The organism is Paracoccus mangrovi (assembly GCF_042648425.1).
In the GTDB taxonomy this organism is placed as follows: domain Bacteria; phylum Pseudomonadota; class Alphaproteobacteria; order Rhodobacterales; family Rhodobacteraceae; genus Paracoccus; species Paracoccus mangrovi.
Genome location: NZ_JBHRXJ010000020.1, coordinates 1 through 24,440 on the forward strand (window position 1 = coordinate 1; position 24,440 = coordinate 24,440).

Annotated in this window: 23 protein-coding genes; 8 read left to right on the plus strand and 15 right to left on the minus strand. The window is 63.7% G+C overall.

Going from position 1 to position 24,440, the window contains the following annotated elements:
• Positions 1-541 precede the first annotated feature (541 nt).
• A complete protein-coding gene (locus ACFOMH_RS18380; RefSeq protein ID WP_377746297.1) occupies positions 542-1,603 on the plus strand; it encodes a hypothetical protein in 1,062 nt (353 codons plus the stop codon).
• Positions 1,604-1,704: 101 nt separating this feature from the next.
• Here ACFOMH_RS18380 and rpsI read toward each other — a convergent pair whose 3' ends face one another.
• The 3 genes from rpsI to ACFOMH_RS18395 all read right to left on the minus strand — a co-directional run bounded on the left by rpsI (position 1,705) and on the right by ACFOMH_RS18395 (position 3,368).
• Entirely contained in the window at positions 1,705-2,187 is a 483-nt protein-coding gene (gene rpsI / locus ACFOMH_RS18385) for a 30S ribosomal protein S9 (protein ID WP_374427415.1), read from the minus strand.
• A 2-nt stretch (positions 2,188-2,189) separates the two neighbouring features.
• Positions 2,190-2,654: a 50S ribosomal protein L13 gene (rplM, locus tag ACFOMH_RS18390; protein WP_374427397.1), complete on the minus strand. Its 465-nt coding sequence runs from the start codon at positions 2,652-2,654 to the stop codon at positions 2,190-2,192.
• Between the two features lie 285 nt (positions 2,655-2,939).
• Complete coding sequence (locus ACFOMH_RS18395) at positions 2,940-3,368, minus strand: PaaI family thioesterase (RefSeq protein ID WP_377746299.1); 429 nt, start codon at positions 3,366-3,368, stop codon at positions 2,940-2,942.
• A gap of 86 nt (positions 3,369-3,454) precedes the next feature.
• On the opposite strand from ACFOMH_RS18395, the gene ACFOMH_RS18400 reads away from it, so the two are divergent.
• Positions 3,455-4,255, plus strand: a complete 801-nt coding sequence (locus ACFOMH_RS18400; protein WP_377746301.1) for an enoyl-CoA hydratase — start codon at positions 3,455-3,457, stop codon at positions 4,253-4,255.
• 16 nt (positions 4,256-4,271) lie between these two features.
• On the opposite strand, the gene ACFOMH_RS18405 is transcribed toward ACFOMH_RS18400, so the two are convergent.
• From ACFOMH_RS18405 to ACFOMH_RS18450, 10 genes are all read right to left on the minus strand, one after another.
• Positions 4,272-5,015 (minus strand): cytochrome c biogenesis CcdA family protein, encoded by a 744-nt coding sequence (locus ACFOMH_RS18405; RefSeq protein WP_374427389.1) that lies wholly within the window; start codon positions 5,013-5,015, stop codon positions 4,272-4,274.
• A gap of 88 nt (positions 5,016-5,103) precedes the next feature.
• Positions 5,104-7,722: an Rne/Rng family ribonuclease gene (locus tag ACFOMH_RS18410; protein WP_377746303.1), complete on the minus strand. Its 2,619-nt coding sequence runs from the start codon at positions 7,720-7,722 to the stop codon at positions 5,104-5,106.
• A 414-nt stretch (positions 7,723-8,136) separates the two neighbouring features.
• Entirely contained in the window at positions 8,137-9,012 is an 876-nt protein-coding gene (locus ACFOMH_RS18415) for a hypothetical protein (RefSeq protein ID WP_377746304.1), read from the minus strand.
• A 66-nt stretch (positions 9,013-9,078) separates the two neighbouring features.
• Positions 9,079-10,404, minus strand: a complete 1,326-nt coding sequence (locus tag ACFOMH_RS18420) for a sigma-54-dependent transcriptional regulator (protein WP_374427382.1) — start codon at positions 10,402-10,404, stop codon at positions 9,079-9,081.
• Between the two features lie 18 nt (positions 10,405-10,422).
• Entirely contained in the window at positions 10,423-12,216 is a 1,794-nt protein-coding gene (locus ACFOMH_RS18425) for a sensor histidine kinase (RefSeq protein ID WP_374427379.1), read from the minus strand.
• Positions 12,217-12,282: 66 nt separating this feature from the next.
• Positions 12,283-12,951: a phosphoribosylformylglycinamidine synthase subunit PurQ gene (gene purQ / locus ACFOMH_RS18430; protein ID WP_377746306.1), complete on the minus strand. Its 669-nt coding sequence runs from the start codon at positions 12,949-12,951 to the stop codon at positions 12,283-12,285.
• 173 nt (positions 12,952-13,124) lie between these two features.
• Positions 13,125-14,339: an NADP-dependent isocitrate dehydrogenase gene (locus tag ACFOMH_RS18435; RefSeq protein ID WP_374427374.1), complete on the minus strand. Its 1,215-nt coding sequence runs from the start codon at positions 14,337-14,339 to the stop codon at positions 13,125-13,127.
• A gap of 87 nt (positions 14,340-14,426) precedes the next feature.
• Positions 14,427-14,813, minus strand: a complete 387-nt coding sequence (locus ACFOMH_RS18440; protein WP_377746308.1) for a hypothetical protein — start codon at positions 14,811-14,813, stop codon at positions 14,427-14,429.
• Between the two features lie 8 nt (positions 14,814-14,821).
• Entirely contained in the window at positions 14,822-15,964 is a 1,143-nt protein-coding gene (locus tag ACFOMH_RS18445) for an HD domain-containing protein (protein WP_377746310.1), read from the minus strand.
• Between the two features lie 41 nt (positions 15,965-16,005).
• Positions 16,006-16,665, minus strand: a complete 660-nt coding sequence (locus tag ACFOMH_RS18450; RefSeq protein ID WP_377746312.1) for an alpha/beta hydrolase — start codon at positions 16,663-16,665, stop codon at positions 16,006-16,008.
• Positions 16,666-16,830: 165 nt separating this feature from the next.
• Between ACFOMH_RS18450 and ACFOMH_RS18455 the strand changes: the two genes are divergently transcribed.
• The 6 genes from ACFOMH_RS18455 to ACFOMH_RS18480 all read left to right on the plus strand — a co-directional run bounded on the left by ACFOMH_RS18455 (position 16,831) and on the right by ACFOMH_RS18480 (position 23,355).
• Positions 16,831-17,289 carry a Fe-S cluster assembly transcriptional regulator IscR gene (locus tag ACFOMH_RS18455; RefSeq protein ID WP_374427362.1) on the plus strand — a complete coding sequence of 153 codons (459 nt, stop codon included), beginning with the start codon at positions 16,831-16,833 and terminating at the stop codon, positions 17,287-17,289.
• A gap of 3 nt (positions 17,290-17,292) precedes the next feature.
• The gene (locus tag ACFOMH_RS18460; protein ID WP_377746314.1) at positions 17,293-18,315 is read left to right on the plus strand and encodes a Gfo/Idh/MocA family protein; all 1,023 of its coding nucleotides are present in this window, start codon (positions 17,293-17,295) and stop codon (positions 18,313-18,315) included.
• Positions 18,316-18,418: 103 nt separating this feature from the next.
• A complete protein-coding gene (gene nspC, locus ACFOMH_RS18465; RefSeq protein ID WP_377746316.1) occupies positions 18,419-19,525 on the plus strand; it encodes a carboxynorspermidine decarboxylase in 1,107 nt (368 codons plus the stop codon).
• 59 nt (positions 19,526-19,584) lie between these two features.
• Positions 19,585-20,808, plus strand: a complete 1,224-nt coding sequence (locus ACFOMH_RS18470; RefSeq protein ID WP_377746318.1) for a saccharopine dehydrogenase family protein — start codon at positions 19,585-19,587, stop codon at positions 20,806-20,808.
• A gap of 146 nt (positions 20,809-20,954) precedes the next feature.
• Positions 20,955-22,250: an AI-2E family transporter gene (locus ACFOMH_RS18475; RefSeq protein ID WP_377746319.1), complete on the plus strand. Its 1,296-nt coding sequence runs from the start codon at positions 20,955-20,957 to the stop codon at positions 22,248-22,250.
• A 52-nt stretch (positions 22,251-22,302) separates the two neighbouring features.
• Positions 22,303-23,355, plus strand: coding sequence for a GlxA family transcriptional regulator (locus tag ACFOMH_RS18480; RefSeq protein ID WP_374427349.1), 1,053 nt, complete (start codon positions 22,303-22,305; stop codon positions 23,353-23,355).
• On the opposite strand, the gene ACFOMH_RS18485 is transcribed toward ACFOMH_RS18480, so the two are convergent.
• Together ACFOMH_RS18485 and ACFOMH_RS18490 are read right to left on the minus strand one after the other, a co-directional pair.
• Entirely contained in the window at positions 23,352-23,645 is a 294-nt protein-coding gene (locus ACFOMH_RS18485; protein ID WP_377746322.1) for a putative quinol monooxygenase, read from the minus strand. The two genes, ACFOMH_RS18480 and ACFOMH_RS18485, sit on opposite strands and share 4 nt — an antisense overlap.
• Positions 23,627-24,403 (minus strand): SDR family oxidoreductase, encoded by a 777-nt coding sequence (locus ACFOMH_RS18490; RefSeq protein ID WP_374427343.1) that lies wholly within the window; start codon positions 24,401-24,403, stop codon positions 23,627-23,629. Before ACFOMH_RS18490 ends, ACFOMH_RS18485 begins: the two co-directional genes overlap by 19 nt.
• Between the last annotated feature and the right edge of the window lie 37 nt (positions 24,404-24,440).

Genomic DNA, 24,440 nt, shown 5'->3' on the forward strand with positions numbered 1-24,440 from the left:
CGCCGCCCCTTCCAGGCCGTCCGATCCAGCGTCGCCGTCTCGGTGAGCGGGTATCTAGGCCCCACCGAACCCGCCCGCAAGTGAAAAAAGAAGGAAACGTCGCAGAAACTTCACAATACCATGTTATTGAAAGGAAAATTTACCTCGCCCGAGGCCGCGTTCCGACCCCAGGGATGGCATGGGCGGCGCATTTCGATGGTCCGGCATCGCGATTCACGCCCGAAATGATCGAGATTCGGGGATTCGCACCCGAATCCGCGCCATGGATTCGGCCAGACGATGCCCCGAAAGGGATGCCGGCCGATTCTCGGCGACAGAATCCCTGCCCCTTTTCCGCCCGACAGGCCCCGATGTGGCGCATCGGACGTAACCGGGAATCCGACAGCCAAAAAATTCGGGGCTGCGATACATCCGCTTGACAGAATCTCCGCCTTTGGCCGCTCATGAATACATTAAATTTTATGCAACTTGTCAGAGGGTCTTTACATGGAAGCATGGTTACTGGCCGCCCTGGCTTTGGAGGGGGGGCGCCGCCGTCTCGTTGTTCTCGTCCGATGATGATGACGGTTCGGACTCTTCGACCGAAGAACCGGAACAGCCCACAGACAATTCGGTCACCTATACGGGCAACGAAGAATCCGAGCTGGACTATTCCTACGATCCGGCCACCGGGAAGATCCGGTTCGAGGACGCCAGCGGCGAATACGAACTGGTGGACGATGGCGAATTCGTCGATTCCCAATTCGAGCCGGTCGATCCGCCCGCGGCCCTGGTTCAGGTCTCCGGGACCGACGGTCAGGACCATATGATCGTGACCGGAAATGACCTCATCGTCTATGACAGCGACGGCGCGGATCTGGTTGACGCCAGCGGCATGGAAAGCGGGATCGTCATCGTGAACGACGGCGACACCCTTGAGGGGCCGGACGGCACCGATCACAACGTCACGGTTCTGGGCCGGGGTGACATCACCATGGACGGCGGCGACGGCGATGACGTCGTCTATACCCGCGGCGACTCTGTGACGGGGGGCGATGGCGACGATTACGTGCGCATCACCGGCGCCGGCACCGTGCTGGGCGAGGACGGAAACGACACGCTGGTCGGCAATTACAACCCGCTCATCGATGCCCCGACCGAGCAATATGGCATCGCCTCTCACATCGGCAACGGCGCATCGCAGCTGGATGGCGACAATGGCGATGATCTGATCATGTTCGATTCCCGCGACACGGTCAGCGGCGGCGCGGGCACCGACACGCTGGTCGGCTTTGTCGATCCGGCCTTCGAAGAGGCGATGGTCAGCGACTTTTCCCCGGCCGAGGACGTCATGACCATCTGGGTCAATCAGGATATCCTGCACGAGGTCACCCTGACGACGGAACAGGGGGACACGCTGGTGATGCATGAGGGTGTCGTTCTGGCCCGCAGCGCGGATCAGACCGGGCTGAGCGCGGGCTATTATTCGAACACCGATCCCTTTGGCGCGCGGCCGGGCGACCCCTATGCGGCGGATTCGGTGGTCACCGACGCCCAGGGCAACACCATCGCCGCCAATTCGGTCAGCTTCATCATCGGCGGCGTGCCAAGCGTCACGACCTGACGCCACCCATAACAGGCAACGAAAAAGCGCGACCCCGATGGGCCGCGCTTTCTTTTCTTGATCTGGCCGGATGACAGCACCCGGCGCAAGGCTGTGGAAAATCAGCGCTTCGAGAACTGGAAGCTGCGGCGGGCTTTCGCCTTGCCGTATTTCTTCCGTTCGACCACGCGGCTGTCGCGGGTCAGGAAGCCGGCGGCTTTCAGCGCGGCGCGCAGGCTGGGCTCATGCAGTTGCAGGGCCTTCGAGATGCCGTGCTTGACCGCGCCGGCCTGACCCGACAGACCACCACCGGCAACGGTGGCATAAACGTCGTACTGACCGGCGACGCCCGCGATGTCGAAGGGCTGGCGCAGGATCATTTGCAGCACCGGACGCGCGAAATATTCGTTGATGTCCTTGCCGTTCACGACGACCTTGCCCGAACCGGGTTTCACCCAGACGCGGGCAACGGCGTCTTTACGCTTGCCGGTGGCATAGGAACGGCCCAGCTGGTCGCGCTGAGCTTCGCGGACGGGCGCTTCGGCGGCAACAGTGCCGGTGGTGACCGATTTCAGGTCGTCCAGGGTCTTGATGTCTTCGGCCATGTTCATGCGCTCCGGGTATTCTTGGCGTTCAGGACCTTGACGTCCAGAACTTCGGGCTGCTGCGCCTCATGCGGATGCTCGGCGCCGGCATAGACGCGCAGATTGGTCATCTGCTGCTTGCCCAGCTTGTTGCGCGAGATCATGCGTTCAACAGCCTTGATCACGACGCGCTCGGGGTGGGCGCCTTCCAGAACCTGACGCGCGGTGCGGTGCTTGATGCCGCCCGGGTGGCCGGTGTGCCAGTAGTATTTCTTGGCATCGCGCTTGTCGCCGGTCATCTGCACCTTGTCGGCGTTGATGATGATGACGTTGTCGCCCATGTCCATATGGGGGGTAAAGGTCGGCTTGTGCTTGCCACGCAGGCGCATCGCAACGATCGAGGCAAGACGGCCCAGAACCACGCCCTCGGCGTCGATCAGGATCCACTTCTTCTCGATATCCGCCGGTTTCGCGGTATAGGTTTTCATCGGTCGTCCCTTTGGGGGTGTAATTCGAGATGCGGGTATATCGGCGATCCCCGCGTTTCGGTCAAGTGCATTGATCGCCGATTAATCATTCGAAAACAATACTTTGCAAAATAGGTATTTAAATACCACAAAACAAGGCCCGAAAACCGGGGCAAAATCCGGGCCGGACGGTCCCGCGAGGCGGTGCGCGCCCTGGCCCCTCGTGCCAAAGGCGGCTGCGGGATTCGCGCCCGGATTGGCCATTTGACCCGGTCATCGATGCGCGGCGGCTCGGGCGGCCCGCGATCAGCCCTTTGCCCCGGGCGGGATCGAATAGGTCATCGAACAGCGCGCCACCGGCTGATCCATGCCGTCCGAACGGATCAGCACATCCCCCACCGCCAGCACCCGCCCCAGTTTCAGGATCCGGCATTCCGCCAAAAGATCGCGCCCCGCCTCGGGTTTGCGCATGAAATCGATCGAGGCATTGGTGGTCACGGCCAGCGCGACCTCGCCGATGCGGGACAGAATCGCCAGATAGATCGTCACATCGGCCAGCGCGAACATCGCCGGGCCGCTGACCGTTCCACCCGGCCGCAGATGCTGTTCATCCACCAAAAGCCGCGCAATCAGCACCTGCGCATCCACCGATTCGACGCGGATCTGACCCGAGATCTGTGGAAAGACCCGGTCCAGAAACCCGTTCAGCGTCGCGCAATCCATTGCCAGTGCCATGCTTTCCCCCTGCCCTGCCCGCCGCTAGAGTGAATCGCGCGACCCGGTCAAGGCAAGCCGGTCGTAACGTCAGGGAGGAGACGAGGATGAAGGACGGCAATCCCGAACCGCTGGTGCTGCGACAGGATCGCGGCCATGTCGCGCGGCTGGTGCTGAACAGCCCCGCGAATTACAACGCGCTGTCGATGGCGATGATCGACGCGTTGGGTGCCGCGCTGGATGAAATCGCCACGGATGACAATATTCGCGTGCTGATTCTGGCTGCGGCGGGCAAGGCTTTCTCGGCCGGTCACGACCTGCGCGAAATGCAGGCCGCGCGTCAGGATGGGGATGACGGCCGCGCCGCCTATGAACGGCTGTTTTCGCGCTGCGCCACGATGATGCAAAAGCTGCCCGCCCTGCCCCAGCCCGTCATCGCCGAGGTCCAGGGCATCGCCACCGCCGCCGGCTGCCAGCTTGTCGCCAGCTGCGACCTGGCCGTCGCCGCCGAAGGCACGCGTTTCGGCGTGAACGGCGTCAATATCGGGCTGTTCTGTTCGACGCCGATGGTCGCGCTTTCCCGCGCCATCCCGCCACGGGCAGCGTTCGAATATCTGGTCACCGGCGAATTCATGGATGCCGCCCGCGCCCGCGAGCTGGGGCTGATCAACCGCATTGCCGCGCCCGAAGCGCTGGCCGCCGAGACCATGGCCCTGGCCGAGGTGATCGCCGCGAAACTTCCGGCGGCGGTGCGCATGGGCAAGCGTGCCTTTCACGCCCAGACGCGCCTGGGCCTGGGCGATGCCTATGCCGCGACCGGCGCGGTCATGTGCGAAAACATGATGCGGGCCGATACCGCCGAGGGCATTCAGGCCTTTCTGGAAAAGCGCCCGCCGGACTGGTCATGACAGGCCCCGCCCCGGATCAGCCGACCAGCGCCAGCCCCGGAAAGGTCTCAAGCAGCCAATAGGCGAATCGGGCGAAATCGCCGCGATAAAGCGCCACGCCGACGATAACCAAAAGCGCGCCCATGATCCGTTCGATCAGCCGCAAGTGCGGCTTGATCCGGTTCATCAGCCCCATCGCCCGGTTGATGAAGATCGCCGACAACAGGAACGGCAGCCCTAACCCCAGCGCATAGATCGCCAAAAGCGCCATGCCGCGTTCGACAGCCGCGCCCCCCGCCGCCAGCGACAGGATCATGCCCAGCTGCGGGCCGATGCAGGGCGTCCAGCCAAAGGCAAAGGCCAGCCCCAGCACATAGGCGCCAAGGGCGCTGCCGCCGCGATCGCCCACATCCATCCGCGCCTCGGTATCCAGAAAAGGGATGCGGAAGAGGCGCAGGAAATGCAGGCCCATGATCACGATCACCACGCCCGAGGCTTTGACCAGATATTCCTGATATTGCAGGAACAGCCGCCCAAAGGCCGATGCCGCCATGCCCATCAGCAAGAACACCGTCGACAGGCCCAGAACAAAGAACAGCGCTGGCACCACCGCGCTGCGCTCGCCGGTTTTCAGCCCGCCAACCCCCACCCCGGTCATATAGGCCAGATAGGGCGGCACGATCGGCAGCACACAGGGCGACAGGAAAGACAGGATCCCGGCCAGCAACGCGACCATGGCGGCGGGCAGAAAGGCGGCGTCTACGAGTTCGATTCCAAACATGAGCCGCACTTTGCGCCATGAGAAAGGCGCGGGGAAGCCCCCCGCGCCGTCACTCTTTTGTCATTGCGGCCAGTAGATTACCGGCGCGTCACAGCGACCACCAGCCACGGCGCTTGGGACGCTGCGTTGCGGGTTCCTCGGTGGTCAGCTCCGGCTGCGGCGCGGGCGCGGGTTCGGGCGTCGGCTCAGGCCGGATCTCGGGCTGGGCTTGCGGCGCGGGCGCGACCTCGGGCTGCGGCTCGGCATCGCTGCCGGTTTCCGAAACGGCGCTGTCCCCGGCAACCGCCTGCGCGGCCTCGGACGGGGGCGCGACCTCGGAGGCTCCCTGATCGGGCTGGGCGGGTTCGGCCATCGGCAGGTCGGTCAGATCGACCACCTCGGCGGCCTCGACGACCACCGCTTCGGCGGGCTGGGCCTCGGCATCCGAAGCCTCGGCGGGTTGGGCCTCGGCCTCATCCGTCTTGCGGCGGCGGGTGCGGCGGCGACGCGGCTTCGCCTCATCCTCGCCAGAGCCCGCGACCTCGGTCACGGCCTCCACCGCAGGCGCGGCAGCATCGGCTTCGGCATCCGCTTCGGCCAACTCGGCCTCGTCACCGGCATCCGCGCCCTCGTCCTGGGCCTCGCCCTCGCCATTGCGACCGCCACGGCGGCGACGGCGGCGGCGGCGGCGCTTGCCATTGCCGTCACCCTGATCGCCATTCTCGGCGCGGGCGGCCTCATCCTCGGCGGCGCTGTCCTCGGCGACGTCCAGATCGGCCTCGTCCTCGGCGCTGTCCTCATCGTCGATCTGCGCCATCAGCCGCGCATCGACCGAAACCACCGGCGATGCCAGCTCGGGCACGTTGCGGATCGCGGTCTTGAACTTTTCGATGGCGAAATCGGGCGAGATCAGCGTCGGATCGGCCTCGACCCGCACCGACATGCCATAACGCGCCTCGATCCCGGCGATATGCTCTCGCTTCTGGTTCATCAGGAAGTTGGCGACCGCGACCGGCGCCTTGACCAACACCTCGCGCGACCGCTTGCGGGTGCCCTCTTCCTCGATGGCGCGCAGAATGGTCAGCGCAAGGCTGTCATCGCTGCGGATCAGCCCGGTGCCATGGCAATGTGGGCAAGGCTGCGTCGTCGATTCGAGCATCCCGGGACGCAGGCGCTGACGCGACATCTCCAAGAGGCCAAAGCCCGAAATGCGGCCGACCTGAATCCGCGCCCGGTCGGTTTTCAGCTTGTCCTTGAAGCGCTTTTCAACGGCGGCGTTGTTCTTGCGCTCTTCCATGTCGATGAAGTCGATGACGATCAGCCCGGCAAGGTCGCGCAGACGCAGCTGGCGGGCGATTTCCTCGGCGGCCTCAAGGTTGGTCTTAAGCGCCGTGTCCTCGATCGAGCCTTCCTTGGTGGCCCGGCCCGAGTTCACGTCGATGGCGACCAGCGCCTCGGTCACGCCGATGACGATATAGCCACCGGATTTCAGCTGGACGACAGGGTTGAACATGCCGCCCAGATAGCTTTCGACCTGAAAGCGGGCGAAAAGCGGCATCTGGTCGGAATAGTGCCGCACATTCTTGGCATGCGACGGCATGATCATCTTCATGAAGTCCTTGGCGGTACGATAACCGCGATCGCCCTCGACCAGAACCTCGTCGATTTCCTTGCTATAGATGTCGCGGATGGTGCGCTTGATCAGGTCGCCTTCCTCATAGACCGGCGCCGGCGCGACGGATTTGAAGGTCAGCTCGCGGATCTGTTCCCACAGACGCATCAGATATTCATAGTCGCGCCGGATCTCGGTCCGGGTGCGCTGGCTGCCGGCGGTGCGGATGATCAGGCCGGCGCCCTCGGGGACCGACAATTCACCGGCGATTTCCTTCAGCTTCTTGCGGTCGGCGGCATTGGTGATCTTGCGCGAAATGCCACCACCACGCGCGGTATTGGGCATCAGCACGCAATAGCGACCGGCAAGGCTGAGATAGGTGGTCAGCGCCGCACCCTTGTTGCCGCGCTCTTCCTTGACCACCTGGACCAGCATGATCTGCCGGACCTTGATCACTTCCTGGATCTTGTAGCGGCGGGCGCGCGGCTTTTTCGGCGGACGGATTTCCTCGGTCACGTCCTCTTCGGCGACGGATTCGATGCCGTCATCCTCGGGCGCGTCCTCGGCATGATCGTCGCCGGCATCGATGGCCTCTTCGGGCGGGCATTCGATGGCGGCGGTTTCATGCAGCGTGATCTCGACCGGCTCGTTGCCGGCGGTTTCATCCTCCAAAAGCGTATCTGCGGCTTCGGGATCGACGATGGTCATGCCGGGAATGTCGTCCGAAACGGCGACGGCATCGCCATTGTCGGCGGCGGCGGCTTTCGGCGATTTGCGGCGGCGCGAATTGCGCTTGGGCTTTTCGGCCTCTTCGCTTTCGGCCTCGGCGGCGCGGCGCTCTTCCTCGATCAGCGCCTGACGGTCGGCGGCGGGGATCTGGTAATAATCGGGATGGATTTCCGCAAAGGCCAGGAACCCGTGGCGATTGCCGCCGTAATCCACAAAGGCCGCCTGAAGCGAGGGTTCGACCCGCGTCACCTTGGCCAGATAGATGTTGCCAGCAAGCTGCCGCTTGTTGACTGTCTCGAAATCAAATTCCTCGACTTTGGTTCCGTCGACCACGACCACCCGAGTTTCCTCGGCATGGGTGGCGTCGATCAGCATTTTCTTTGACATATGTGTTTCTTCCACGCAGCCTGCCGCCCCGGCTTGCGACCGTTGGCGGGAACATGCTGCGATATGATGGGGACGCGGGCGCGGCGCGGGTAGTCAGCAAGCCTGCCGGGGACGTGCCCAACAGCGCCTCTGCCGATCTGTATCGCGCGCGATGCATCGCGTCTGTTACCTCTTGGACCCGGGCATGGCCGCGGGACAACGAATATCTGCCCTCGCGCGGATGCGCTGGGGCCGGCTTTCTCGGCGGACAGGGACCGGATAGATGAAGGTCCGCTTCCGCTGCGAAACTGATGGCGCAGGATCATCAACCCAAGGTTGAGGCACCGCACATGATCCAAACATAAGGGCGGATGGCAAGAAAGTTCAATGGGGAATTGATGTGGCGGTAATTTCATGCCGCGCCGGGCTGCGCGGCTATTGAACGCGGCAGTCTTTCGCCGCGTCCCGACACAGAATCGCCTCGAGCTCATCGGTCCAGGCAGAACCTCCGGGCCAGGTCCGCATGTCACCCATGCCGGGCAACCAGGGATAGGTCGCCAGATCCGCGCTTAGATCAAAGCGCAGCAAATCGGCCCCTTCGGCCGAGATCCGAAAATTCCGCGGATCCGCGACCGGCGCAAAATACCAGCCCAGAGCGACCCGAAAGCGATCGCGGTCGATCCCCGCCAGCAGGTCGCGGAATGGCGCAGTCGCGTCGTAATAGCCGCCCTCCATGACGAAATAGTCGATTCGCGCTAGTGGCGGCGCAATGGGTGCCGGTGCGCAGAACTGGCGCATATCGGCGTCCCGATCGGGCCAATCGTCAAAGCCCGGCGGAATATCCGACAGCGCCGCCTGTGCGCTCACCAATGCCGCAAGGTCCAGCGGTGCCGACAGATCGGAGGCCGGACCGTCGCCGCGCGGAATGTCCAGCGGTTCGATCATATAGACCTGCGCCGCGCCGGAATGGCGCAGGATCGCCTCGCATTCCAAAGAGATGTCGTCGTGGTTGCGGCTGCTGACATAGGCCACGACCCTGCCGGTCAGGTCGGGCACCTTGCGCGTGATCTCGGCCTTTTCCAGCGCGGCGACGCTGCGCCCAAAAGCGATGCGGTCCCAAAGATGCGGTCCCGCGCTCAGCACCAGGGCCACCGAACCGGCAAGACCCAGCTTGACCGCCGGCGCCCGCCGACCGGTCCGCCATAGCCCGATCGCGACCAGCGGCAGAACGATCCCCGCGCCAGCAAGAACATAGAAAAATGCCAGAACCGCCACGAAAAGCGCGATGGTCCCCCAGCCGATGCTGATCACGCCCGCATCACCCCCCTGCCGGCAAGGGCCGGCGGCGGACCGCCGCGCCCGGCAGACATTTGCGGCCTAAAGATAGTCGCCCCGGCTCAGCCCGTATTTCGCCATCTTCTCGTTCAGAGTCCGGCGCGGCAGGCAAAGCTCGTCCATCACGGCGGCAATGCTGCCTTTATGGCGGCGCATGGTGTTGTCGATCAGCATTTTTTCAAAGCTTTCGACATATTCTTTCAGCGGCTTGCCCTCGGTCGTGGTCGCCTGCTGGGTTTCCTCGCCATCCGCCATCAAAAGCGAGGCGATCGAGCCCGAGCCGCGCCGGTTCTGCAAAACCGCGCGTTCCGCCACGTTGATCAGCTGACGCACATTGCCGGGCCAGGGCGCCTGCAACAGCTGCGCGGCCTCTTGCGCTGTGACCTGCGGCGGCTCACAGCCATATTCCTCGGCGAATTGCTCGGTCATGCGGTTAAAGAGCGACAGGATATCCTCGCCCCGCGAGCGCAGCGGCGGCAGCGTGATCTTGAGCGCGGTCAGGCGGTAAAACAGGTCGGGCCGCAGCGAATCCTCGGCCTTGCGGCCTTCGCCACGGGCGTTGGAAATGGCGATGATACGGGTTTCTGCCGGGCTGCCCTGATCGGCGATAAAGGCCAGAAGCCGCGCCTGCAACGCATCCGACAGCGCCTCGATATCCTCAAGACACAGCGTGCCGCCGCGCGCCTCTTCGACGGCGGGCAGGCCGTTTTCGACCGGGCCGAAAATCTTGGCGGCCAGCACCTCGTCATTATAGGCGGCACAGGAAATCGGCACGAATTTCTTGCTGGCGCGCGGCCCCACCGCATGCAGCGCATGCGCGACCAGCGTCTTGCCGGTGCCGGTTTCGCCGTCGATCAGCACATGACCATCGGCCTGACCCAGATCCAGAATATCCTCGCGCAGGCGATCCATCACCGGGCTTGCGCCGATCAGCTTGGACATCACCTGCTGCCCCTCGCTGAGATCGCGGCGCAGCGCGCGGTTGTCCAGCGTCATGCGCCGGGCCTGCGTGGCCTTCTTGACCAGCTCGGTCAGACGCTCGGGGTTGAAGGGCTTTTCCATGAAATCCATGGCGCCGATGCGCATCGCCTCGACCGCCATGGGCACGTCGCCATGCCCGGTGATCATGATCACCGGCAGACCGGAATCGATGCCCATCAACCGCTTGAGAAACGCCATCCCGTCCATGCCGGGCATGCGGATGTCGGAAATCACCACGCCGGGCCAGTCCGCGCCGATCACCTTCAACGCGTCGTCGGCACTGGCATAGGTTTCCGCGTCAAAGCCCGACAGCGCCAGCCACTGGCTGATCGATTCGCGCATATCCGGTTCGTCATCGACGACGGCAATCTTCAACGTGCGGCTCATGGGCCCTACCTCATCTTGCTATTCTGCGGCCATCCCGGCCCCCGTCTTGCGCTGGGGATCGTGCAGCGGCAGTTCCAATTCGAAGACGGCGCCACGGCCCCCCTCGTCCGACGCATTATGCGCCGTCAGCCGACCACCGAAATCTGCCGCAATCCCTGACGAGATCGCCAACCCAAGCCCCGTGCCCTCGCCCGGTTTCTTGGTGGTGAAGAAGGGTTCAAACAGATTTTCCAGATCAGAAACACCCGGCCCGTTATCGCGAACGGACAAGAAAGCGTGAGAACCTGAACTTACGGTGATCTCGATTGCGGGGTCACGCACATCCTTGATCGCGTCGACGGCGTTGCGCAAAAGATTGATGACGATCTGTTCCAGCCGGATGCGGTCGCAATAAACCATCACCGGATAGCGCGGGATATTGCGTTGCAGCTTGATCGTGCGGTTGCGCAGCTGCGGCTCCATCATCACCAGCGCGCTCGACAGCGCGGCGCGCAGATCGACCGGCTCGAACGCCTCGCCGCCCTTGCGGGCATAGGATTTCAGCTGCCGGGTGATGGCGCCCATGCGTTCGACCAGATCGTCGATGCGCTGAAAACTGGACAGCGCCTCTTCGCCGCGCCCGCGCTGCAACAAAAGCCGCGCCCCCGCCAGATAGGTCTTCATCGCCGCCAGCGGCTGGTTCAGCTCATGGCTGACGCCCGCCGACATCTCGCCCAAAGCGGCCAGCTTGCTGGACTGCTGCACGGTCTGTTCGGCGACGCGCAATTCCTTTTGCACCCGCTCGCGCTCGGCGATCTCGCGGGTAAGACGCATGTTCAGCGCCCGCAGATCGGCCGATTCGCGCATATAGGCCGCCGATTCGACGCGCGCACGGCGCGACAACAGGTAAAACACCGCCGCAAGCAGGATCGCGAAGCCCATGATGACCAGCGCAAGGACGGCGTTCACCCGCTCGCGCACGGAATCGTAGGTGGTAAAGGCGATCATCTTCCAGCCCCGGAACGGGATCCGCGTCTCGGTCTGGATCACGGCCTTGCCCTGCACATAGGCATCCGCCTGCGGCGAGGTCCAATCCGCCGTCACCTGAAACGCCCGCGCAATCGCCGAGGGCGCCGAGCGCACCGAAAGCGCCTCTGGCAGCGTCAGCCCCCGCCAGCGCGGCTCGGTCGCAAGGATGATGGCGCCGGCGCTGTCGGTGACCGCAATCGCGTCCGAAATCCCCGCCCAGGACCGCACCAGCCGCGCCAGATCCGCGCCCACCACCACCACGCCCAGGGTCCGACCATCCGCCACGATCGCCCGGGAATAGGTGAACTCGTACCCCCCCTGCGCCGAGGACGAGACGGTGAATACCGTATCCTTCGACCGCAGCGATTCGACATAGAACGGCTCTTGCACGTAATTCTTGCCCAGAAGGTTGCGGTCGGTCGAACCGACCAGCCGCCCCGAGGCATCCAGCAACCGGATGGACGACGCGCCGATCTCTTTCTGGGCGGAAATCAATCGCGCCGAGGTGGTCGAGAAATCATTCCCCGAAAGCGCCGAAATCAACGCCGGATCGCGCGCCAGCAATTGCGGCACCACCGAGGTGCGCTGCAATTCCGATAAAAGATTGCCGGTATAAAGCGCCGAACGCAGCTCGGTGCGCACGCGCGTGGTTTCGGAAAACCGCGCGGTCAGCCACGCATTGGTGAACCAGACCGTGCCCACCGCCAAAAGCAACAGCACGCCAACGGCACCGCGCAAGCCCCAGCGACCGGCAAGGCCGGCGCCGTTCGTTGCATTCCCGGTCGCGTTCTCGTCGTCTTGCATAAGCCTCCGAACCCGCCGCCAAGGCGCGATCGGGGCAATCTAATGCAGGCTGCTGCCGTGCTCAAGTCAGGCGGCGGCCAGCTCGCCCATCAGCGATGCGAACAACCCCGCCCCGTCACGCCCGCCATGGGCCGCCTCGACGGCGCGCTCGGGATGCGGCATCATCCCCAGAACACGGCGGTTTTCCGACAGCACGCCCGCGATATCCCCGACCGAACCGTTGATCCCCGGCCCATAGGTAAAGGCGATCCGGTCCTGATCCCTCAGCACGGCCAGCCCCTCGGCGTCGATCTGATAATTGCCATCGTGATGCGCAACCGGCAGGCGGATCTCCTGCCCCGGCCGATAGGCGGCGCTGAACGCGCTGGCCGAACTTGCGACCCGCAGCCCGACCGAACGACAGATAAAGCTCAGCCCGGCATTGCGCATCAACGCCCCGGGCAACAGATCCAGCTCGGTCAGCACCTGGAACCCGTTACAGATGCCCAAAACGTAACCGCCCCGCGCGGCATGCGCCCTCAGCGCCGGCGCGATGGGCGAATGCGCCGCAATGGCACCACAGCGCAGATAGTCGCCAAAGGAAAACCCGCCCGGCACCCCCACCAGGTCGGTCCCGGCCGGCAATTCCGTGTCCTTGTGCCAGACCCGCACGACATCCGCCCCCGCCTGCGCCAGCGCGACGGCAAGGTCGCGATCGCAATTCGATCCGGGAAAGGTAATGACGGCAGCTTTCATGGCACGACTCCGGTTTTGACCCTGCCGCCCCTTTAGACCACGGCGCGCCTGCTGTTAAGCCGCTTTGACCTCTTCCATGTTCAAATATCCAAAGAACCGCACCAAAAAGCGAAAAGGGCCGGGGTTTCCCCCAGCCCTTGCAAACCGGCCTTGCAGGCCCGATCCGCGTGACCTCAGCCGACCAAGGCATTGTTCAGATATTCATCGACCTTTTCCAGATAACCCATGGTGGTCATCCATTTCTGATCCGGCCCGACCAGCAGCGCGAGGTCCTTGGTCATGAACCCATCCTCGACCGCCTGCACGGTGACCTTTTCCAGCGTGGTGGCAAAGTTCATCAGCGCCGCGTTGTCGTCCAGCTTCGCGCGGTGCTTCAACCCGCCGGTCCAGGCAAAGATCGACGCAATCGAGTTGGTCGAGGTCTGGTTGCCCTTCTGATGTTCGCGGTAATGGCGGGTCACGGTGCCATGCGCGGCCTCGGATTCCACGATCTTGCCATCGGGCGTCATCAGCACCGAGGTCATCAGCCCCAGCGAGCCAAAGCCCTGCGCGACGATGTCGGATTCCACGTCGCCATCATAGTTCTTGCAGGCCCAGACATAGCCGCCCGACCATTTCAGCGCGCTGGCGACCATGTCGTCGATCAGCCGGTGCTCGTAATGGATGCCCTTTTTCTTGAACTGCTCTTCGAATTCCTCGGCATAGACCTTGGCGAACAGATCCTTGAACCGGCCGTCATAGGCTTTCAGAATCGTGTTCTTGGTCGACAGATAGACCGGATAGCCGCGCATCAGACCATAGTTCAGCGAGGCGCGCGCGAAATCGATGATCGAGGCGTCAAGGTTGTACATGGCCATCGCCACGCCCGAACCGGGGGCCTGATAAACCTCGTGCTCGATGGTCTCGCCATCCTCGCCGACGAACTTGATCGACAGCGTGCCCTTGCCCGGATAGCGGAAATCGGTGGCCTTGTACTGGTCGCCAAAGGCGTGGCGGCCGACGACGATGGGCTTGGTCCAATGCGGGACCAGACGCGGCACGTTTTTCGCGATGATCGGCTCGCGGAAGATGACGCCGCCCAGAATGTTGCGGATGGTGCCGTTGGGCGATTTCCACATCTTCTTGAGGCCGAATTCCTCGACGCGGGCCTCGTCGGGGGTGATGGTGGCGCATTTCACGCCGACGCCGTATTTCTTGATCGCCTCGGCGGCATCCACGGTGATCTGGTCGTCGGTGCGGTCGCGCTCTTCGATGCCCAGATCGTAATATTTAAGGTCCACGTCCAGGTAAGGCAGGATCAGCTTCTGCTTGATGAAATCCCAGATGATCCGGGTCATCTCGTCGCCGTCAAGCTCGACGACGGGGTTGGCTACCTTGATCTTCGACATGGGTGGTCCTTCGGTTGGATTTCAGCTCGGGCGCGATATAGCTGCAATCACGGTAAATGAAAAGGCCGGTATGCAATTGCATACCGATCAGGTATCGCGCTGCAGCAAATATCTGTAGATCACAAGCGCAAGGCAGGCGCAAATCGTCAAAAGCACGCCGAACGAAGCCGTGAAACCTTCACCCAGCCCCAGAAACGAACGTCCCACCGTCAACGCCACCGCCAGTGCGGCGATCCAGCATGCCTGATCGCCCGCAAGCCCATCCGGAAAGGTGATACGCAATGCCGCAAGGAAAAGCCCGGTCACACCGACCACCTCGCCGACGGCGACAAAGCGTCGCTTCATGGCAGCATCGGCCACAAAGGCATCGATGCTCATGCCCGGACGGTATCCCTCACCGATCATGCTCCAAAGCGCCTGCAGCCCGTGATCCAACGTCCACATCCCGAACAGGCAAAGCACAAGCGCGGCCATCCGGCGATTCATGAGGGTTTTTCGAAAAAGCCGTGCGCCCGCGCATCAAGCCAGCCCCACAACCTCGGCGCGCCGCGTTCGATCCGGCTGCCCACCCGCTCGACCAACTGGGCATAGGTTACATCATAGGCGATCCAGCTGCCCCCGCCCGCGGCGATGTTCTGCATCACCGGCTGCGCCCGGTCCAGCGACTTGGCAAAGACCGCATCCGGGGTCTCGTTCTCCTCGAACTCGGCCCACAACGCGCGGAACGCCTGCCCCTGCGCATCGGGCAAGAGGCCAAAGATACGCGCGGCGGCGGCCGCTTCGGCGGCAAGCTGCGCGGCACCATGATGGGCGGCGCCATTGGCGGAATGGATCGGCACATCGCCGGTGTCGATCTCGACCAGATCATGCAGAATCAGCATGCGGATGACGCGACCGATCTCGACGCCCGGCCCGGCATACCCCGCCAAAACCAACGCATAAAGCGCAAGATGCCAGCTGTGCTCGGCGCTGTTCTCGTGACGCGAGGCATCACAAAGCGTGCTGGCGCGATAGACCGATTTCAGCTGATCGGCCTCGGCCAGAAAGGCCAGCCGCCGGCCCAGATCGCCCGCGACCCCGCACCCCGCCAAAAAATCCCGCGCCGCCGCCATGGCCTCGGGCCATTCCTCCCAAAGCCGCGCGGCACGGCCGCCATCCATATTGTCCCGCACGATGGCCAGATGATCGGCCAGCGGCGCGGGCGCCAGCAATACCTGAAACATCGGCTGCACATGATCCATGCGCTTTGCCATGCGTGCATCCGCCGACTGACCGGCCTCGAATTCCCGCCACAGCGCAAGCGCCGCATCGCCACCGGGCAGCATCCCGAACAGCCGCCGCGCGGCGGCATCCTCGGCCGCGGCCAAAGCCGCCGCATCATGGTTCAGGTGGATCGGATGATCGCCCACATCGATCTCGACCAGATCGTGCAGCAACAGCATGGCGATGGCCCGGTCCGAGGCCCCGAACACCATCGCATAAAGCGCCACATGCCAACTGTGTTCGGCGCTGTTCTCGGGCCGCGACAGATCCATCAGCACATTGGCCCGCTCGACGGATTTCAGCCGGTCGGCCTCGCACAGAAACCCGAACCGCCGCCCGGTCCCGGTTTCTTCTTCATTCAAATATCCCGGGGCCCGGGGCAGAGCCCCGGATCCTTCATCAATCACCGGCTCGTCTCGGTCAGACGGCGGCGGACATAGCTTTGCACGGTGTCGATCATCGGCTTCATATGCACCTCATCGTCGCGGAAGAAATGGTCCGCGCCCTCGATTTCCTCGTGGGTGATGGTGATCCCCTTCTGCTCGCGCAGCTTGCCGACCAGACCCTGCGTGTCCTTGGGCGGCGCCACGCGGTCGGCGGTGCCATTGATGATCAACCCCGAGGACGGACACGGCGCAAGGAACGAAAAATCATACATGTTCGCCGGCGGCGCCACGCTGATGAAGCCGGTGATCTCGGGGCGGCGCATCAACAGCTGCATCCCGATCCAGGCCCCAAAGCTGAAGCCCGCGACCCAGCAATGCTTGGAATTGGGGTTCATCGCCTGAAGGTAATCCAGCGCCGAGGCGGCATCCGAAAGCTCACCGATGCCCTGATCGAACTCGCCCTGACTGCGGCCCACGCCGCGGAAATTGAACCGCATCACGGTAAAACCCATGCGGTAGAACGCGTAATGCAGGTTATAGACGACCCGATTGTTCATCGTGCCGCCATATTGGGGATGGGGATGCAGCACGATGGCGATGGGGGCATCGGGATTGGCTTGCGCGTGATAACGCCCCTCAAGGCGACCTTCGGGACCGGGGAAAATCAGTTCGGGCATGGGCTTCCTTTGAAACTCGGGTTTCTTGACCCTGTGGCGGCACGGCTCTAGATCGTCAATCTGGGAAGCGCACCCGGCCTGGGCAAGACGCAGTCAAGGACGGCGCATGGGAATTAGCCTTCGGCAGGCGCTGCGTCAATGCTCTGCCGGTCGAGGAGAGGCAAGATGAAACTGTCCACCAAAGGGCGCTATGCCATCATCGCACTGGTCGATCTGGCCATCGCCAAGGGCGACGACCTGACATCGCTGGGCGAAATCTCGCAGCGACAGGATATCTCGCTGCCCTATCTGGAACAGCTTTTCGTGCGGCTGCGCCGCGCCGGGCTGGTCGATTCGGTGCGTGGACCGGGCGGTGGCTACCGGCTGGCGCGGGCCGCCGAAACCATCCGCATCGCCGAAATCCTCGAGGCCGTCGACGAAACCGTAAGCGCCATGCATATCGGCGCCGGCGCTTCGGGCGGGATCTCGGGGTCGCGCGCGCAGACGCTTTCGAACCGGCTCTGGGAAAGCCTTTCGGCGCATGTCTATGTGTTTTTGCACAATCACACGCTGGCGGATGTGGCGAAGAACCAGCTTCTGCCCTGTCCCGCCTTGCCCAAGATCCTGTCCATCGTGGACGATTGATCCATGCGTGTTTTGGTCGCGGGCCTTGGCAATATGGGGCGCAGCCACGCGCTGGCCTGGGCCGCGATGCCCGGCGCGGAGCTTGTCGGGCTGGTCAACCGCTCGGCGGTCGCCCTGCCGCCGGAACTGGCGGCGATCCCGCAACATCGCGACTTTCATCGGGCGCTGGCCGATCTGTGCCCTGATCTGGTCGTGGTCGCCACCTATTCCGACAGCCATGCCGAATATGCCATCGCCGCGATGCGGGCGGGCGCGCATGTCTTCGTCGAAAAGCCGCTGGCCACCACGGTCGCGGACGCCCGCCGCGTGGTCGAGATGGCCGAGGCGACCGGCCGCAAGCTGGTCGTCGGCTATATCCTGCGCCACCACCCCAGCTGGCAGCGCCTGATCGCCGAGGCCCGCGCCCTTGGCGGCCCCTATGTCTTTCGCCTGAACCTGAACCAGCAAAGTTCCGGCCCGACATGGGATGTCCACAAGGCCTTGATGCGGACGACGCCCCCCATCGTCGATTGCGGCGTCCATTACGTCGATGTCATGTGCCAGATCACCGATGCCCGCCCCGTCGAGGTGCGCGGCATGGGCCTGCGCCTGTCCGATGAAATCGCGCCCGACATGTATAATTACGGCCATTTTCAGGTGATGTTCGAGGACGGCTCGCTGGGCTGGTACGAGGCGGGCTGGGGTCCGATGATGTCGGATACCGCATTCTTCGTCAAAGACGTGATCAGCCCGAATGGCGCCGTCAGCATCCGCATGTCCGAGGATGCGCGCTCGGACGATATCGACACCCATACCCAGACCTCGAAACTGCGGCTGCATCGGGTGGGCCAGCCCGATCAGGACCTGTCGATGACGGGCGAGCCGGACCATCAGGAACTTTGCAACGCCGAGGCCCGCTTCATGGCCCGCGCCATCGCCGAGGGGATCGACCTCACGCGCCACATGCAGGATGCCGTGGCCTCGCTGGCGGTGTGCCTTGCGGCGGACGAATCGGTCAGGACCGGCCGGCCCGTCCGTCTGACCTGATCCGTCACGCAGGTTTCACCATTCCTTGCGAAACCCCGCGCATGGCCCTAAATGAGCCATTCGTTTCGACCTTCTACGGTTTCGCCACCGGGGGACCTGCGCCATGTCCGATCTGCAAACGCCCTTTTACCTGATCGACCTCGCGAAATTGCGGGTGAACATGGAGCGTATCCAGTACCTGCGCGAACGTTCGGGCGCAAAATGCCTGCTGGCGCTGAAATGCTTTGCGACATGGTCGGCCTTTGACTTCATGCGGCCGTTCATGGACGGCACCACCTCGTCGTCGCTGTTCGAGCTGCGGCTGGGGCATGAGGAATTCGGCAAGGAAACCCATGCCTATTCCGTGGCATGGGCGGATCATGAAATCGACGAGGCGCTGGGTTACGCCGACAAGATCATCTTCAACAGCCTTGGCCAGCTGGACCGGTTCGGCGCCCGCGCATCGGCGCGCGGCATCGCCATGGGCCTGCGGCTGAACCCGCGCTTTTCGACCAGCGGCTTTGATCTGGCCGACCCGGCGCGGCCGTTTTCGCGCCTTGGCGAATGGGATCTGCCGCGGCTGGGATCCGCGCTCGACCGCATTTCCGGGGTGATGATCCACTACAATTGCGAGAACGGCGATTTCGACCTGTTCGACGCGCAGCTGTCGCGGATCGAGGCCGAGTTCGGCGGTTTTCTTGCGAAACTCAAATGGGTCAGCCTTGGGGGCGGGATCCATTTCACCGGCGACGGCTATCCGCTGGACCGCCTTGCCGACCGGCTGCGCGCGTTCTCGGAAAAATTCGGCGTCGAGGTCTTTCTGGAACCCGGCGAGGCAAGCATCACCAAGACGGCATCGCTGGAGGTGACCGTCCTTGACGTGATCCATAACGGCAAGGATGTGGCCATCGTCGACAGTAGCATCGAGGCGCATATGCTCGACCTCCTGATCTATCGCGAGACCGCCAAGCTGCCGCAGACGGGCGATCACGCCTATCAGGTCGCGGGCAAGACCTGTCTGGCCGGCGATATTTTCGGCGAGGCGCGCTTTGCCCAGCCCCTCAAGGTCGGCGACCGCATCAGCATCGCCGATGCCGCCGGCTATACGATGGTGAAAAAGAACTGGTTCAACGGCGTCGCCATGCCCGCCATCGCCATCCGCGAGGAAAACGGAACGATCCGCGAGGTTCGCCAGTTTTCCTATGACGATTACAAATCCAGCCTGTCCTGAGATTTCTCGGGCGAAAGCCAGACCCTCCCCTTTCCCCCTGCCCTGAAAAGGAGACTGAATTGGCCAAAAACGTGCTCATCATCGGCGCCGGTGGCGTCGCCCAGGTGGTCGCGCACAAGCTGGCACAGAATGCCGGCGAATTCGGCAAGCTGCATATCGCCAGCCGGACCGTGTCCAAAGCCGAAAAGATCATCACGAGCATTCGTGACAAGGGCCATCAGGTCGAATTCGCCGCCCATCCGCTGGATGCGATGGACGCGGGCGCGGTGGCGGCACTGATCCGCAGGATCGACGCCCATATCGTCATCAACGTGGGCTCTGCCTTTGTGAACATGACCGTTCTGCAAGGCTGCATCGACGCCGGCGCCGCCTATATCGACACCGCCATCCACGAAGATCCGGCCAAGGTCTGCGAAACCCCGCCATGGTACGGCAATTACGAATGGAAACGCCGCGAAGCGGTGGAAAAGGCCGGCATCACGGCCATTCTGGGCGCGGGCTTTGATCCGGGCGTCGTGAACGCCTATGCCCGACTGGCCGAGGACGAATATTTCGACAAGGTCGAATCGATCGACATCGTCGACATCAATGCCGGCAGCCATGGCCGCTGGTTCGCGACCAATTTCGACCCGGAAATCAACTTTCGCGAATTCACCGGCACCGTCTATTCCTGGCAGGGCGGCGAATGGCGCCAGAACAAGATGTTCGAGGTCGGCCGCGAATGGGATCTGCCCGTGGTCGGCAAGCGCACCGCCTATCTTTCCGGCCATGACGAGGTGCACAGCCTTTCCGCCCGCTACAAGGACGCGGATGTGCGTTTCTGGATGGGGTTCGGCGAACATTACATCAATGTCTTCACCGTCCTGCAAAACCTCGGCCTGCTCAGCGAACAGCCGGTGAAAACCGCCGAAGGGCTTGAGGTGGTGCCGCTGAAACTGGTCAAGGCGGTGCTGCCCGATCCCGCCAGCCTTGCCCCGGACTATGAGGGCAAGACCTGCATCGGCGATCTGGTCAAGGGCACCCAGAACGGCCAGCCGGGCGAGGTGTTCATCTATAACGTCGCCGACCACAAGGACGCCTATAACGAGGTCGGAAGCCAGGGCATCAGCTATACCGCCGGCGTGCCCCCGGTCGCCGCCGCCATTCTGGTCGCGCGCGGCACCTGGGACGTCAAGCGCATGGCCAATGTCGAGGACCTGCCCGCCCGCCCCTTCCTTGAACTGTTGGGCGATCTGGGCCTGCCGACCCGCGTCATCGACGCGACCGGCGATCACCCGATCTGATCCGGTCCCGGTCAAAGGCGCCGAACCGAAAGATCGGCCGCCGGATGACCGCAAGAACCGGGCCAAAAACCGGCGAAAAGACTGGCCCGCGTCGGAACCCCGTCGCGGGCCTTGCGTTTTGGTCCCGCGAATGGGGGGGCCGGTGCATGACGCCTGATAACGAAAACCGCAATCACATGTTTCCGGTATCCGACCGCAGCACGCGGCCCAATGTCGGGACGGTCGCGAATTGGGCCGTGATCGGGATCTTTCTGATCCTGCTGTTCAGCTTTTTCGCCCAGGCGCGCAATTTCCTGATGCCCGTCACCTTGGCGATGCTGCTGTTTTTCGTGTTCAGCCCGTTCCGCCGGCTGATGCAGCGGCTGGGCGTGGGCGCGGCGGCAACCGCCGCCATCGTGTCGCTTGGGCTGGTCATATCGGTGGCCGGGATCGGGCTGGTCATTTCCGGCCCGGTCAACCAGCTGATCGAGGACGCGCCCCAGATCTCGACCCGGCTGGAACAGCGTTTCGACGAGCTGCGCGCCAATTTCCGCGGCATCGAACGCGCCGCAGCCAAGATCGACGAGATCACCGGCGGCGGTCAGGACAAGACCCCCGACGAGGTCGGCGCCGACGACATCCCGCCCGCCGCCACCCTGACCGGCACGCTGAGCAGCCCCGCCCTGCCCGGGGAACCCGTGCGCCCCAAACAACAGATCCAGGTCGAGGTGACGACCGCGCCCGAAGGCTCGGCCCTGGCCAGCGTCCTGAACCTTGGCCCGGCCTTTTTCGGACAGATCGTCTTTACGCTGTTCCTGCTGTTTTTCCTGATTTCATCGGGGGATCTGCTTTACCTCAAGATCGTGCAAAGCTTTGATACGATGCGAGAAAAGCGCGCGGCCTATGTCGCGCTGCGCGAGATCGAGGATCGTCTGGGCACCTATCTGGGCGCGATCACGCTGATCAATGCCTGTCTGGGTGTCGCGGTCGGGCTGACCATGTGGGCCTGGGGAATGCCAAGCCCGGTGCTGTTCGGTCTGGCGGCGTTTCTTTTGAACTATGTCCCCTATCTGGGTTCGGTCGGGGGGGTTATCATCGCGACACTGGTGGCGCTCTTTGTCTTTGACGACCTGTTCACGCCCCTGATGGTGGGGGGCAGCTATCTGTTGCTGACCTCGGTCGAGGGACAGTTGATCACCCCCTATTTCGTCTCGCGCAGGCTACAGCTGAACACCGTTGTGGTGTTTCTGACCGTGGCACTTTGGGCGTGGCTGTGGTCGGTTCTGGGCATGATCATCGCGGTGCCGGTGCTCGTGGTGGTGCGGGTTCTGGCCGAACATATTCCCGGCCTGAACAAATTCGGCAATTTCCTTGCCGGCGAGGACCCGCCCGAGCTGGAAGACGAGGACGAGGATGCGGATGCCGCGTCCCCCTCGGCATCCCCGGTTGCGACCAATGTCTGAAATGCAGGCACTGGATATGTGACGCGAAGATGGCATGATCGCGACAGGTTTCATGGACGATTCGCGACGCATGCCGAACACCGCCTCTGATCAGACCCAACCCCGCCTGCGGATCGGCTTTCTGCTGGCGCCACGCTTTACGCTTTCGGCATTCGCCACCTTCGTGGACGTGCTGCGGCTGGCGGCGGATGACGGCGACGGCTCGCGGCCGATCCGCTGTCGCTGGAAGGTGCTGTCGGCGGATATGGCGCCGGTTCAGGCCTCATGCGGGGCGCGGATCGAACCGGATGAGCGGCTGGGCGATCCGTCGCGCTTCGACTATATCTTTACCGTTGGCGGGCTGATCGAGGGCGGGCCGGGATTGACCCCGGAACAGACCGGCTTTCTGCGCCGCGCGGCCCAGGGGCGGGTTCCTCTGGGCGGGCTTTGCACCGGGGTTTTCGCGCTGGCGCGGCTGGGGCTGATGGACGGGTATCGCTGCTGCGTCAGCTGGTTCCATCATCAGGATTTTCTGGCCGAGTTCGAAAAGATGCGCCCCGTCTCGGATCAGATCTTTGTCGTCGACCGCGACCGGCTCAGCTGTTCGGGCGGTGTCAGCGCCGCGCATCTGGCGGCGTTTCTGGTCGATCGCCATATCGGCCGCGCCGCCGCGCGCAAAAGCCTGTCGATCCTGATGATCGACGAACCGATGCAGGGCGACCAGCCCCAGCCCGGCCTGCCGCTGGAACTGAATGCCCGCGACCCGCTTGTGCGCCGCGCCTTGCTGGCCATGCAGCAAAACCTGCAAGCGCCGCTGCCCATTGCCCGCATCGCCCGCGATCTGGGCGTCGGCCGGCGCAAGCTTGAGCGTCATTTCAACGCCGATCTGGGCGTGCCGCCGGCCGATGCCTCGATCCGTATCCGGCTGGCACAGGCGCGGATGCTGCTGTCGCGCTCGGATCGCACGGTGACCCGCATCGCCGAGGAAACCGGCTTTTGCGATGCCTCGCATCTGATCCGCGTCTTTCGCGAATCCCAGGGGATTACCCCCGATCAATGGCGTCAACAGGCGCTGGCCGGACAGGACGTGCCATCCAGCGCCATCCCGGAACTGGCCGCGCGTTAGACGACCCTGCGCCAGCGGCTGACATGCGGCCGGCCGTCCAGCAGCGGCAGGATCCGTTTCAGAATGGCGCGCAGGAAGTCGCTGTCGTTATGCGCCGCCTCGGCCTCTGCGCTGGCCCATTGCTCGACCGAGGAAAACGCCTCGCCATCGCGCAGATAGACATAGTCGATGCAGCCCGCCTCGGTCCGGCTGTGGCGGGCCAGCTCGTCCAAAAGGGCGATCAGCGCATCGGCCCGACCGGGGGCGGCGCGAAACTGCGCGGTGACCCAGATCACAGATGCTTGTCCCATTCCTCGGCCTGTTCGCGTCGGGCCATGTCCTCGGCCGCCTTGGGCAGCACGGTGCGATAGGGCGGATGCTCGGCGGTGATGACCCCGATCATGGCCGCGATCATCTCGGCGGGATCGGCCTGTCGGGTCAGTTCGCGCACCGGCCAATGATCCATCACCCGCGTGCCCTGGGCCCACCACTGGTCCTGGGCCTCCATCCCGGTATCGTTGAAACCGGTGCGATAGGCGCCGGGATTGACGGTGCAGACCTGAACCCCATACGGGGCCAGTTCCTCGCGCATGGCGGCGCAAAAGCCTTCGACGGCATATTTGCTGGCCGAATAGGCGCCGTCCCATGGCACCTTGACCAACCCCGCCACCGATGAGGTCCAGACGATCCGGCCGCCGCCCGCCTTGATGAACTTGCGCGCCGCGCCCTGCGCCATCTCAAGCGCGGCAAAGACATTGGTGTCAAAGATGCGGCGCACGATCTCGGCCGGCAATTCGGCGACGGGACCGGATTCCATGATGCCCGCATTGTTGAAGAGCACGTCGAAATCGAAACTCAGCGCGTGGTTGCGGTCGATTTCCGACAGCACGTCCAGCTTGATCACGCGCATCTCGACGCCTTCGCGCGCCGCCTCGGCGCGCAATTCGGTGACCTGCGGCCAGATATGACAGGCGGCGATCACCCGATGCCCCTGCCGCGCCAGCCCAAGCGCGACGCCACGGCCGAAGCCCGACCCCGCGCCGGTGATCAAAACGGTCCTGATGGTCATATGCCGCCCCCTTTGCCCGATCCGAGATGCCAGCTTA